The following is a 12,735-nucleotide window of genomic DNA, read 5'->3' as shown; positions in this document are numbered from 1 at the left end:
TGTAGTGATAACTGCAATAGGTTTTAAATTTTTGGCTATAGTAAATCTAACTAAAATTAATGCAATGATTATGGCTATTAGTGCGATAATAACTTGTTGGAATAAAACTTTATTAACAGCATCGGTGTATACAGATTCGTCTGTAATAGAACAAACTATATATTTAGGATTTAAAGTTTGATTACAAGTAATGACTTGAGTTTTACCCGCTTCGTCTTTAGCATAAAACAAAGTCTCTTCTTTACTTGGATCAATTAAATCAGGATTTTCCTTAATAGCATTTGCTATATTAATACTTAAATCATTTTTTGTAAGCATTCTATCTTTGTCTTCGTGAAATACAATAGTTCCATCTTTGTCATATACACCTGCATAAGAGCTATCAGAGTGACCTATAGATAATACATCTTTGGAAAAAGTATGTAAGTTATAATCGCCCCCAACTACAGCTATTAATTTATTGTTTTTATATACAGGCGCAGCATAAGAAATGGTTATGGAGTCATCTTCGATACTTTTATAAGGATCAGAAACGGTAAGTTTTTTAGCATTTTTTGATTCTTGATACCATGATCTGGTTCTTGCATCAAAATTTGTGCTTTCTGGACTTCTTATAACTCTATTAGATTGATATAAACTACCATCATCTTCAAAGCCAATATATGTTACATCAAATCCACCAGCTGATCTTATTGATTCTAAAACATCAAAAAGCTCATTTGCATTTGGTTTTGGATTTTTTTCAATGAATGTTGCAATCGATGCAATAGCTGATCTTTTGCTATTAGAATATATCTTGTATGCTTCATTAACATCAAACATAGTTTTCTTTTGAATTTCTTCAAGATAATAGCTAGTACTATCTTTAGATTGATAATAGTTGATTACATTAACAACTATTAATATAACAGCTATTAAAAAACAAGCTATTATTGTTAACTTATTAGATAAGTTGTTAAATTTAAACATTTTTACCCCTTATATTGTTTTCTAAAGTTTATTTTACTTATAAAATATTTATAAAAAAATAAATTTTTAAGATGGAAACTATCTAAAAGGTGACAAAAAAAGAAGTTTTTATATATCTTTAAGCTTTAATAGATATAATTTCAATTTTACATGCGGGAATAGCTCAGGGGTAGAGCACAACCTTGCCAAGGTTGGGGTCGCGAGTTCGAATCTCGTTTCCCGCTCCATTATCACCCGCCCGGGTGGTGGAATTGGTAGACACAAGGGACTTAAAATCCCTCGGAATTTTTCTTCCGTGCCGGTTCAAGTCCGGCCTCGGGCACCACTTTTTGGTAACTCAAGGCGATATAGCCAAGCGGTAAGGCATGGGCCTGCAAAGCCTTGATCTCCGGTTCGAATCCGGATGTCGCCTCCAATGCGATGTTAACACTTGATATTTTTATTCTTTCGGGAGATGGCTGAGTGGTCGAAAGCGGCGGTCTTGAAAACCGTTGAGGGTCACACCTCCAGGGGTTCGAATCCCTTTCTCCCGGCCACTTTAACATAATTTTTCATATTTTTGTTTTCACATTTAAAAGATATTTCTTAATTTCTCTAAGAAATTAAGAAAATTATTCTAAGTCTAAAATCCCGCCTTTGCTAGCATTGCTTACAAGCTTTTGATACATTTTAAGCCATCTTGAATTTATTTGTTTATTTGGCATTTTAAAGTTTGCTTTGCGTTTGGTGATTTCATCTTGGTTTAAATTTGCATTGATACTGTAATTATCCACATCAATTTCTATCTCATCACCATCTTCCAAAAGCGCTATAAGCCCACCTTCTGCAGCTTCAGGAGAAATGTGACCTATACTAAGCCCTCTTGTAGCTCCGCTAAAACGACCATCTGTTATAAGCGATACTTTAGCACCAAGCCCCATGCCTGTAAGCAATGAAGTCGGACTAAGCATTTCTTGCATGCCAGGTCCACCTTTTGGTCCTTCATAGCGTATCACACACACATCACCTTCTTTAACTTTACCTTTTATAATTCCTTTAATGGCTTCTTCTTGAGAATTAAAACAAACCGCTTTACCTTTGAATTTACGTTCACCCATAATACCTGCAGTTTTTATCACACAGCCTTGCTCTGCTAAATTTCCAAAAAGTATAGCAAGTCCACCTACATTCGAATAGGCATTGTCTATTTTTCTTATAATATTTTCATCTTTAATACTAGCATTCTCAATGCGCTCTTTTAAAGTTTTTCCGCTAATATCTAGAGTATCAAGTTCTAAAATATGGCCTGGTTTTTTAGCTATTTCAGCCATTACTGCACTTACTCCACCTGCTTTGTGTATATCTTCCATATAAACAGTATTTAAAGATGGAGCAATTTTGGCTATATGAGCCACATTAGCACTGATGTGATTGAGTTCTTTTATATCCAAATTTACACCCGCTTCATAAGCAATGGCAAGCATATGTAAGATAGTATTTGAGCTTCCACCCATAGCCATATCAACAACTAAAGCATTATTAATGGACTTTTTAGTAATGATATTGCGAATTTTAAAACGCTCATCTAGGGCAATCTCGCAAATTCTACGCGCAGCCTTTCTTAAAAGCTCTTCTCTTTCTTTGCTAAGTGCTAAAATAGTTCCATTTCCTTCAGGCGCTATGCCCATAGCTTCACATAAAGTATTCATAGAATTTGCAGTAAACATACCCGAGCAAGATCCACCGCTAGGACAAGCTTTACATTCTATATCTTTTAAATCATCTTCATTGATTTTTTTAGCCTCATAAGCCCCCACTGCTTCAAAAACAGAACTTAGGCTGATTTTTTCTCCGTGTTTATTTACTCCTGCTCGCATAGGTCCACCGCTCACAAAAATAGTCGGCACATTAACTCTTAAAGCCCCCATGAGCATACCTGGAGTGATTTTATCACAATTTGGGATACAAATTAGTGCATCAAGTTGGTGCGCATTCATCACTGTTTCAATAGAGTTTGCAATGATTTCACGACTTGGCAAAGAATAAAGCATACCATCATGCCCCATAGCAATGCCATCATCTACACCTATAGTATTAAATTCAAAAGGAATGCAACCATTTTTGCGGATTTCATCTTTGATGATCTTTGCATATTCATTTAAGAAAAAATGTCCTGGGATGATATCTATATAGCTATTTGCAACACCTATAAAAGGTTTGTCAAAATCCTCATCATTTAAGCCACATGCTCTAAGTAAAGAGCGATTTGGTGCTTTTAAATGTCCTTTTTTGATCGCGTCACTTCTCATTTGTATCCTTTTTTAAAGTAAAAACTATCATTTTATGCTTTTATTTTGCAATTTTTGCTTAAATTTTTTAAACTTAAATGGTATTTTAAAGAAAATTATTTAAAATGTGCAATTATTTTGATTTAAGGAATGTAATGCTTTTAACTAATCCAGTATTTATAGGCGTTTTGTTAATGACGCTTTTGTGTTTTTTTAGGTTTAATGTTTTGCTTAGTGTTTTACTTTCTGGGCTTTTTGTGGGAGTTTGGTCTAAATTTATGAATGTAGAGCATTTAACTTTGATGGAGTTTTTTACTCAACTTCCACAAGCTATGATGGATTCTATGAAAGTTTTAATCGATGGTATGCAAGGAAATTTACAAACAGCACTAAGTTATATTTTACTTGGAGCAGTAGCTGCTGCTATATCAAAAACTAATCTAACAGCATATTTGATTAAAATAGTTTCGCATTATATTTCACATAAAAAATACTTACTTATACTTTCTTTAGCGCTTATTGCTTGTTTTTCACAAAATTTAATCCCTATCCATGTGGCTTTTGTGCCTTTATTGATCCCACCTTTGTTAAAACTTTTTAATAAATTAAAAATAGATCGTAGAGCCATAGCTTGTGCGCTAACCTTTGGACTTACAACTCCTTATATGGTAGTGCCTTTAGGTTTTGGGCTTATTTTTCAAACTTTGCTTGTGGATAATTTAAATTCAAATGGAGTGCAAATTAGCCTAGGAGAAGTTTCTCAGACTATGGCTTTTGCGGCTATTTGTATGCTAGTTGGTCTGTTTTTAGCTGTGTTTGTATTTTATGCTAAGCCAAGAGAATATCAAGAAGAGCAAATTGCTAAAATGGACTTTGAAAATCTAAAAATGAGTAAAAAAGAATGGGGTGTTTTAGCTGGTCTTGGACTGACTTTGATTTTGCAAATTTTGACGCACAATTTACCTTTATCTGGACTTTTAGGTTTTGTATTGATGGTGATTTTGGGCGGAGTAGAATATAACAAAGTTAATCTAGTCTTTGATGATGGGCTTAAAATCATGGGTTATATAGCTTTTGTAATGCTTGTTGCTTCAGGATATGGGGAGGTTTTAAAGCAAAGTGGGGGTATAGCTGAGCTTGTAAAAACAAGCGTGCCTTTTATGGAGCAAAGTCACTTTTTAGCTATTTTTATCATGTTAGCCATAGGTCTTTTAATCACCATAGGCATAGGCAGTTCTTTTGGTACTATTCCTATCATCGCTGCCTTATTTTGCCCTATATGTATAGAGCTTGGTTTTTCACCTGCCGCGATTATTTTTATCATCGGTGTTGCTGGAGCTTTAGGTGATGCAGGATCGCCTGCTAGTGAAACAACTTTAGGAGTGAGCGTAGGGCTTAATGCAGATAAGCAAGGTGATCACATCAAAGATACTTGTATACCAACATTTTTATGTTTTAATGGCTCTTTGCTTATCTTAGGTAGTGTTATAGCGTTTTGTTTGCTTTAATACATTAGCAAAATTCCGCTTGAGAGTCTGCTTGAAGATTTATTATACTCAATAAGACTCTCACCATATCCGTTAAAATATTGAGTGTAAATATACAAGCCATTGTTAGAGATTTTATAAGCTCCGCTTATTTCCACTGCACCGCGGTTATTAGCAAAATTTAAATTATTACGCCATAAGATATTGATAAAATAGTCATCTTGAGTATAAGCAAGATTGATATCAAAATTACCCAAATATTTTTCTATATCAGGATTATCATCCTCTGAGCTTTTTTCAGGAATTCTTAGCCAAACTCTAGGTATGAACACAAAGTCCCCAAAAAACCATGCATTGCTTAGATAAATTCTATTCCAAGATCTTGATTTTGGATCATCTTGCCCGTTTGATTCGTGTAATAAACCAACGCGTATATTTTTTAAATTTTCAAAAGCTCCATGCCCACTTATAGGAAAATTGATGAAAAATTCAGGCAAATAATTAGTCTCCCTAAAAGGTGATGAATGCTCATAAAGCTGCCACCACGAAATTTGTGTATAAGCTATGTTGTAACTTTCATTTAAACCCAAAAGATTTTCAAAAAGAGTTTTTTTAAGACTTACTTGAAATTTAGTTTCAGTGCTTTTATAATCTCTTTTGCTAAAACCATAAGAAACAGGCATAAAATAGCTAAGATTATGCGTGCTAATACCAAAAGGATTATATGATTTTTCTGTGCCAAGGTAATTTGCTAAAGCTTCGCTTCTTGGGTTAAAATCATCTATTTTATGTTCTTTTGTTGCATTTTGCTCATTGTTAAGAGAAAGTTCTAAATTTTTTGTTTTTGCTGTATCTTTTAAAGCTAAGCTTTTATAAATTTGCATAGCCTTTTTATACTCACCTTGTCTTTCATATTCTAAGGCTTGATTGATTAAATCTTCATTTGCTAAAGCACTAAAAGCACATATTATGGGTAAGATTGTCTTTTTCATGAAGCCACTTTTTGTATTCGTTAAAATAATTTAAATTTATAAACTCATTTTCATTTTTAAAATCTATAAATTCTGCTTTCATTGTATCACAAAAAAGAGCTAGTTTATGGTTATTTTCTTGTAAAAATTGCAAAGTTTTTTCAAAATTTCTACCATGATAAAATCCACATAAATAATGCTTGTGTTTTTTTGTGCTTGCTAAGAGTATATTTTGTGATTTTAGATGATGAAAAAGTCTAAAAATACTTTCTTTGCTTATGTTTGGGCTATCCACGCTAAGGATAAATACATAGGTGTTTTGAAAATGTTTGAGTATGGAATTTAAGGCAATGAGTGGGGAGTAGTTGTTTAAATCCTCATCTAAAATAAGCGCTAAGTTTTTTTGATGAAATTTATCTTTTTTAGTACTAATAAAAACTTGATTAAAAATTCTTGACATTTTTTCATATTGATAAAGAGTTAAGTTTTTATCATCTACTTGCAATAAGCTTTTATCTTCTCCCATGCGTGAAGACTTTCCGCCACATAAAATCACGCAAGGATAGGGAATTTTTTCACTCATAAAAACCTCATAAATTCATCAAAATATTTTATAATACATTTATGAAATATACAGATTTAATACAAATAAAAGATTATTTTAAACAATTTCAAAGGCTAAATTATCTCAAACGCCTTGATGATAATATCTTAGAGCTTAGCTTAGATCATCAAGCTTTTATACTAGATTTAACACGCGGAAAAAGTGGAATTTACCAAGATAAGCTCCAAGCAAAAGTCTATAACGCACCTTTTGATTTTATGTTAAAAAAATACTTTTCTAATGCAAAGATTTTAAATTTAGAAGTATTAGAAAATAATAGAATTTTATCTTTTGAAGTTTTATCAGAAAAATCTTACAAAGCTTATGGGGCTAAGATTTATTTTGAATTTACAGGAAAAAACACTAATGTCATCATCACAGATACTAATGATATTATCATAGAAGCTTTGCGTCATATAGATAAAAGTTATCGTATTGTAAAAATAGGCGAAAAACTCCAAGCTTTAAAAGCTTATGAGATCAAAGAAGAATTTGTAAAGATTGATGATTTTAATGTGTATTTTAAAGAAAGTGCTAAAAAGTTACAACAAGAGCGCTTAAAAGATATAAAAGAAAATAAACTTTTAAATGTAGATAAAAAAATTTTTACCCTTAAAGAGAGTATAGAAAATTTAGAACAAGAAAGCAATTTATTAAAAAAAGCTCAAGAGTTAAGTCAAAAGGCAGATGTTTTATTTGCTAATTTAAATTCTTTAAAAGATTATCAAAGAGAATTTATTTTGCAAGATTTTAATGCAAATGAGCTTGCTTTTAAGCTTGAAGATACACCTAAAAACAGCGCGAATGAATTTTACAAAATGGCTAAAAAGCTAAAACAAAAGGCTAAAAATATCAATATAGAAAGAGAAATTTTAAGTGAAAAACTTGATTTTTTAATCAATTTAAAAGATTTAATCACTAAAAGCGCTTCTTTGCGAGAATTAGAAGTTTTAATGCCTAAAAAAAGTAAAAAAACCAAAAAAGAAGAGTTGAATGCAGGGGTTAGTAGCTTTTATTTTGATGAGTTTAAAATCAGCGTAGGACGCAATGAAAAAGCTAATGAGTATTTATTAAAAATAGCTAAAAAAGATGATATTTGGTTGCATGTGAAAGATTATCCTAGTGCACATGTGATCATTACTTCAAATAAATTAAAAATAAGTCAATTAGTGCTAGAATTTGCCGCAAAGCTTTGTGTGGAATTTTCCAAGCTAAGTTCTGGAACTTATTTGGTCGATTATACGAGTAAGAATTTTGTTAAAGTTAGAGAGAAGGCTTTTGTAAATTATACAAATTATAAGACTATAAGCATTTTAAAGGAGTGAATATGCCTATAAGTCCCATAGGTGGTGTTAATTATGCTAACCAAAATGCACCAGTGCATTCAGCACAAGTGAGCAATGAACTAGCAAAAGACTCTTTTGCGACTTTGGTAAATATGAGTGAGTTTCAAGCAAAGGAAAAGGCGGTTGAAAAACTTGAAAAAGTTAATCAAACTCACGAAGTAAGTGATGAGGTAAAAGAAAGACAAGAGGAAGAAAAGAAGCATTCTAAACATCATCAAGAACAAGAAGAAAAAGATGAGCAAGAAGAAAAAGATGAGCAAGAAGTAGTCAAAAAAAGCTCTCATTTGCTTGATTTAAGTATATAGAAAGGATAAAAATGTTTTCAAAGACAAGAATTCTTAGTGCTATTGTGATGATAGCTGTAATAGCTGTTGTTGCTTTAGTAGATAATTTTTTGATTAATTTTGCTATTTTTGGTGTTTTATTGTTTTTGGCATTTAATGAAGCAAAAGCTATGTTTAAAAGCAAACATGCAAGTGCCTTTGTAGCTTTGTGTATTTTTGCAATAGGAGCATTTTTAGATAAACCTTTCTTTATAGGCCTTTTGGCTTTGATTTTGATTTTAGGATATTTAGTTTATAAAAAAAGTGAAAATTTAAATGAACTTATGCCTTATATATATCCTACTTTGCCTATTTTAATGCTTTATCAAGTATTAAGCTATGAGGGTATGTTTGTATTATTTTGGCTTATAGTGATTGTAGTTGCTTGTGATAGCGGGGCGTATTTTATAGGAAAGCTCATTGGTGAGAGAGCTTTTTCTCCAACAAGCCCAAATAAAACTTTAGAAGGTGTAGTAGGTGGCATAGTTTGCGCAGGGATTTTAGGAACTATCATAGGTTCTTTTGAATTTAGCTTAGTAAAAAGTATTTATATATCTTTAATAGTAGCTATTTTTGCTGTGATAGGGGATTTGCTTGAGAGTTATTTTAAAAGACAAGCAGGCATTAAAGATAGTGGTAATTTAATCCCAGGGCATGGGGGAGTTCTAGATAGAATTGATGCTGTTATCATTGCAGCATTTGCAATGGCAACTTTAGTATGATTGTACTTGGAAGCACAGGAAGTATAGGGGTTAATACTCTTTTTATTGCCAAAGAAAAAAACATAAGCATAGAAGCCTTATCTTGTGGTAAAAATATCAAGCTTTTAAATGAGCAAATAGCTCTTTTTAAGCCTAAATTTGTATGCATACAAGATGAAAAAGATAAAACCTTGGTTGATCATGATAAGATTTTTTGTGGCCAAGAGGGCTTAAAAGCGATGATAGCTGAGTGTAAAAGCTCTTTGGTGATAAATGCTATAGTAGGTTTTGCAGGGTTAAACTCAAGTCTTATGGCGCAAAAGCTTGGTAAAACTTTAGCCTTAGCAAATAAAGAAAGCCTAGTAGTAGCAGGGAAATTTTTTGACACTTCTAAGATTAAAGCCATAGATAGCGAACATGCAGCATTAAAGTGCTTGATAGATAAAAGAAAAGACATTAAAAAGCTTTTCATCACAGCAAGCGGCGGGGCCTTTTATAATTATAAAATCAAATATTTAAAAAATGTTAGCGTAAAAGAAGCTCTTAAGCACCCCAACTGGAGCATGGGAGCTAAGATCACCATAGATAGTGCTAGTATGTGCAATAAGCTTTTTGAAATCATCGAAGCTTATCATCTTTATGGTATTAAACAAATAGATGCTTTGATAGAAAGAAAATCTTTAGTGCATGCTTTGTGCGAGTTTAAAGACGGTGGTATAAGTGCATATTTTTCTCATGCAAATATGCGTTTATCTATAGCTCAAGCGATTTTAGATGAGCATGATCAAAGCTTTATAGAAAATTTAGATTTATTAGCTATACCAAGTTTAAAATTTGAAAAAATTAGTTTAAAAAAATATCCTATATTTTCACTCAAAGATGAACTTTTGAAAGAGCCTGATTTGGGTGTGATTATAAATAGTGCAAATGAGTATATGGTGTATCAATTTTTAGCCCAAAAAGCACAGTTTTTAGACATAGCTAAAGGAATTTTTAAAGCATTAGATCATTTTGGTGTGCCAAAGATTAACCAAATTGAAGATGTTTTTGAGTACGATAAGCAAGTAAGGCTTTATTTAGATAAGGAAATGAAGTGAGATATTTTTTAAGTGTTTTGATTTTTATAAATGCAGTTTTTGCTTTAGAATTTAGTGTGAAAGAAAATGGAAAAAGTTTAGACGATAATAACACGGTTTTAATCCTTGGAGGCATACAAGGAGATGAGCCAGGTGGGTTTCATGCAGCTAGTTTGCTTTTGAGTGATTATAATATCACTAAAGGTAAAATCATCGTTGCGCCAAATTTGGCTTTTGAAAGTATTATTGCTAGAAATAGGGGAAATTTTGGAGATTTAAATAGAAAATTTGCCCATATAGATGAAAGCGATCCTGATTTTCACACCATAGAGCGTATAAAAAAGCTTATTTTAGACCCTGAAGTTAATATGGTCATAAATTTACACGATGGAAGTGGTTTTTATAGACCACAATATGAAAGCAAAGATAAAAACCCAAACCGCTGGGGCAATACTAGCATTATCGATCAAAGCGAAGTAAATTCTACTAAATATGCAGACTTAGAAAGCATAGCTAAAGAAGCGGTGGAAAATATCAATAAAGCCTTAGTAAAAGAAGAACATCAATATCATTTAAAAAACACCAAAACCCAAGAAAGTAATGATAAAGATATGTTAAAGGCTTTAACTTATTTTGTAGTGTCAAATCACAAAGCAGCCTTTGCTAATGAAGCGAGCAAAAATTTACCAACACATTTAAGAGTGTATTATCATCTTTTGGCGGTGGAGTATTATCTAAAAAAGGCAAATATAGAATTTCAAAGAACTTTTGAGCTAACTCCAAATGGGGTTTATAGAGCCATTGAAAAGCCTTTGGAGGTAAGACTTTTTAATGATAAAATTTTACTTTATCTTGACAAACCTACTAATGCTATAAATTTCTTGCCTTTCCCTGTTAATCAAGCTTTAAATTATGAAGCAAGCAATGAAATTACAGCGGTGATTTCAAACGCTAGTTCATACTCAGTCAATTACGGAAATCGCTTGCAAACTAGACTATACCCTGAATACTTTGAGTTTTCAAATGCGCTAGATAGTGTTGAAATGATAGTAGATGGAAAAAATATACAAACAAATTTTGTTCAAAAAATCATGGTAAAAAATAGCTTTAAAATTCCTTCTATTGTAGGTGTAAGGGTTAATGTCATAGGTTTTGATAGGGGTAATGATGAAAGCGGTATAGAAATAAGTAAAAATCAAATGCAAAGTCGTTATTCTTTAGATAAAAAAAGAAAAATTTATAGAGTGGAATTTTATGAGTTAAAAAATGCAAATTTAGCCGATCAAGCCTTAGAAAAAAAGACAAATTTTAAAGAAATCAAAAAAGCAAACATACCTGCAAAAGCCATAGAAAAAGCAGAGCAAAAGGACAAATTTATTGGTATGATTTTAGTGGAATTTCAATGAAAAGCTTAATTCTTGCCATAGAAAGCTCGTGTGATGATAGTTCTATTGCTATCATAGATAAAAACAGCTTTGAATGCATTTTCCATACAAAAATTTCTCAAGAAAATGCTCATAGTGTCTATGGTGGGGTAGTGCCTGAACTTGCAGCAAGATTGCACAGTGAAGCCTTACCTAAAATCTTAGAAAAATGCCAAAAATACTTTGACAAACTTTGTGCCATAGCAGTTACAAATGAACCTGGTCTTAGTGTGAGTTTAATAGGTGGGGTTGCTATGGCTAAAATGCTTGCTGTTAGTTTAAATTTACCACTTATAGCGATTAATCATCTAAAAGGACATATCTACTCTATGTTTTTAGATAAAAAAGCTAGTTTTGATATGGGTGTGTTGCTTGTAAGTGGTGGGCATACTATGGTGCTTTTTATCGATGAGCAAGGTAAAATCACAGAACTAGCAAGAACAAATGATGATAGTTTTGGAGAAAGTTTTGATAAAGTAGCAAAAATGATGGAGCTTGGTTATCCTGGCGGGGCTATCATAGAAAATTTAGCTAAAAATGTAAAAGAAAGTGATTTAGAATTTAGCATACCTTTGCTTCATTCTAAAGACTTAGCTTATAGTTTTTCAGGACTTAAAAACCAAGTGCGTTTGGAAATTTTAAAAGAAGAGCTAAGCTTAGAACGTAAAAGCAAAATAGCCTTTGCATTTCAAAAAGCAGCCATAGCGCATATTTTAAACAAGTTAGAAAAAATTTTTAAAGAGTATAAATTTAAGCGTTTTGGTATAGTAGGTGGAGCTAGTGCAAATTTAAACCTAAGAAGTCAAATAGAGCATTTATGCCAAAGCTATCAATGTGAACTTTTGCTAGCTCCACTTGAGTATTGCTCAGATAATGCTTTGATGATAGCAAGGGCAGCTTGTGAGGCTTATGAGCGTAAAGAATTTGTAAGTATTGAAGATGATCTTATAAGCCCTAAGGTGAAAAATTTACAAGGTGTATTATGAAAAAGGCTTTTACTATTATAGAACTTGTGTTTGTGGTGATTATACTTGGGGTTTTAGCAGCAGTTGCTTTGCCAAAATTTAGCGCAAGTAAAGATGAAGCAAGTACAGCTCAAGCTTTAGGAAATTTAAAAACTTTTATCAATGATGTAAGTTCTTATGTGTTAAAAAATGAAAGTCTTTCAAACATAGCTTTGATGAGTAATGTGGCAAATATAAAAAATGAAGATTTATCAAATTTGCAAAATTCCACCAAAGAGCTTGATTTTAGCGTAGGAAATGATGAGCAGTGTTTTAAAGTGCTTTTTGTGGATAAAGAAAGCATTTTGCTTTTAGCACTTATAGTAGATAATGCTCAAAAAAGCAAAGCCCAAAATATAGCAGATTTAAAAAATCAAACTTTGAAAGATCCTAAAAATCAAAGTATAAAAACTCAACTATATGAGGCTTTAAATGCTTTTAGTCAAAGCGAATTTACAAGCACTTCAAAATCCAAAGCTTGTCAAAGTCTAATCCACTCTAAAGCTTTTAAAGACTTGGCTACTAGGGTGTATTTTTTAAGTGGTAGTTAAAAATACACCCCA

General features: G+C 32.0%; 12 protein-coding genes and 4 tRNA genes. 12 read left to right on the top strand and 4 right to left on the bottom strand.

The genetic code is table 11. The annotated features are described in order from the left end of the window. Window positions 1-822: cache domain-containing protein (locus L8U00_RS07660; RefSeq protein WP_263709096.1), on the bottom strand; the 822-nt coding region annotated here is incomplete at its 3' end. Between the two features lie 299 nt (window positions 823-1,121). Between L8U00_RS07660 and L8U00_RS07655 the strand changes: the two genes are divergently transcribed. The 4 genes from L8U00_RS07655 (at window position 1,122) to L8U00_RS07640 (ending at window position 1,505) form a co-directional block, all read left to right on the top strand. Continuing rightward, window positions 1,122-1,196: transfer RNA gene (locus tag L8U00_RS07655), tRNA-Gly, on the top strand. A 9-nt stretch (window positions 1,197-1,205) separates the two neighbouring features. Further along, window positions 1,206-1,294 (top strand) — tRNA-Leu (locus L8U00_RS07650). Window positions 1,295-1,310: 16 nt separating this feature from the next. Next, a tRNA-Cys gene (locus L8U00_RS07645) sits at window positions 1,311-1,384 on the top strand. Between the two features lie 33 nt (window positions 1,385-1,417). Further along, window positions 1,418-1,505 (top strand) — tRNA-Ser (locus L8U00_RS07640). A gap of 75 nt (window positions 1,506-1,580) precedes the next feature. On the opposite strand, the gene ilvD is transcribed toward L8U00_RS07640, so the two are convergent. After that, window positions 1,581-3,257 (bottom strand): dihydroxy-acid dehydratase, encoded by a 1,677-nt coding sequence (gene ilvD / locus L8U00_RS07635; RefSeq protein ID WP_263709095.1) that lies wholly within the window; start codon window positions 3,255-3,257, stop codon window positions 1,581-1,583. A gap of 134 nt (window positions 3,258-3,391) precedes the next feature. Here ilvD and L8U00_RS07630 point away from each other — a divergent pair, with 134 nt between their 5' ends. Continuing rightward, window positions 3,392-4,744: a Na+/H+ antiporter NhaC family protein gene (locus L8U00_RS07630; protein WP_412175431.1), complete on the top strand. Its 1,353-nt coding sequence runs from the start codon at window positions 3,392-3,394 to the stop codon at window positions 4,742-4,744. Here L8U00_RS07630 and L8U00_RS07625 read toward each other — a convergent pair. Next, on the bottom strand, window positions 4,741-5,715 hold the full coding sequence (locus L8U00_RS07625; protein WP_263709093.1) for a phospholipase A: 975 nt from the start codon (window positions 5,713-5,715) through the stop codon (window positions 4,741-4,743). The two genes, L8U00_RS07630 and L8U00_RS07625, sit on opposite strands and share 4 nt — an antisense overlap. Beyond that, the gene (locus L8U00_RS07620; protein WP_263709092.1) at window positions 5,678-6,277 is read right to left on the bottom strand and encodes an NTP transferase domain-containing protein; all 600 of its coding nucleotides are present in this window, start codon (window positions 6,275-6,277) and stop codon (window positions 5,678-5,680) included. The genes L8U00_RS07625 and L8U00_RS07620 overlap by 38 nt, the downstream gene beginning before the upstream one ends. A 41-nt stretch (window positions 6,278-6,318) precedes the next feature. On the opposite strand from L8U00_RS07620, the gene L8U00_RS07615 reads away from it, so the two are divergent. From L8U00_RS07615 to L8U00_RS07585, 7 genes are read left to right on the top strand one after another with little or no spacing between them, the layout of a single operon-like run. After that, window positions 6,319-7,623 carry an NFACT RNA binding domain-containing protein gene (locus L8U00_RS07615; RefSeq protein WP_263709091.1) on the top strand — a complete coding sequence of 435 codons (1,305 nt, stop codon included), beginning with the start codon at window positions 6,319-6,321 and terminating at the stop codon, window positions 7,621-7,623. A 2-nt stretch (window positions 7,624-7,625) separates the two neighbouring features. Continuing rightward, window positions 7,626-7,949: a hypothetical protein gene (locus L8U00_RS07610; protein WP_263709090.1), complete on the top strand. Its 324-nt coding sequence runs from the start codon at window positions 7,626-7,628 to the stop codon at window positions 7,947-7,949. Between the two features lie 11 nt (window positions 7,950-7,960). Next, the gene (locus tag L8U00_RS07605) at window positions 7,961-8,689 is read left to right on the top strand and encodes a phosphatidate cytidylyltransferase (protein ID WP_263709089.1); all 729 of its coding nucleotides are present in this window, start codon (window positions 7,961-7,963) and stop codon (window positions 8,687-8,689) included. Continuing rightward, window positions 8,686-9,765, top strand: coding sequence for a 1-deoxy-D-xylulose-5-phosphate reductoisomerase (gene dxr, locus L8U00_RS07600; RefSeq protein ID WP_263709088.1), 1,080 nt, complete (start codon window positions 8,686-8,688; stop codon window positions 9,763-9,765). The genes L8U00_RS07605 and dxr overlap by 4 nt, the downstream gene beginning before the upstream one ends. Continuing rightward, window positions 9,762-11,150: a M99 family carboxypeptidase catalytic domain-containing protein gene (locus L8U00_RS07595; RefSeq protein ID WP_263709087.1), complete on the top strand. Its 1,389-nt coding sequence runs from the start codon at window positions 9,762-9,764 to the stop codon at window positions 11,148-11,150. The genes dxr and L8U00_RS07595 overlap by 4 nt, the downstream gene beginning before the upstream one ends. After that, the gene (gene tsaD / locus L8U00_RS07590) at window positions 11,147-12,154 is read left to right on the top strand and encodes a tRNA (adenosine(37)-N6)-threonylcarbamoyltransferase complex transferase subunit TsaD (RefSeq protein ID WP_263709086.1); all 1,008 of its coding nucleotides are present in this window, start codon (window positions 11,147-11,149) and stop codon (window positions 12,152-12,154) included. Before L8U00_RS07595 ends, tsaD begins: the two co-directional genes overlap by 4 nt. Further along, entirely contained in the window at window positions 12,151-12,723 is a 573-nt protein-coding gene (locus L8U00_RS07585; protein WP_318529524.1) for a prepilin-type N-terminal cleavage/methylation domain-containing protein, read from the top strand. The genes tsaD and L8U00_RS07585 overlap by 4 nt, the downstream gene beginning before the upstream one ends. Window positions 12,724-12,735: the final 12 nt, after the last annotated feature.

The sequence above is a fragment of the Campylobacter sp. IFREMER_LSEM_CL2256 genome (assembly GCF_025771645.1).
GTDB lineage: Bacteria > Campylobacterota > Campylobacteria > Campylobacterales > Campylobacteraceae > Campylobacter_D.
The sequence above is the reverse complement of the archived record's forward strand: the minus strand, read 5'-3'. Positions and strand labels throughout refer to the sequence as shown.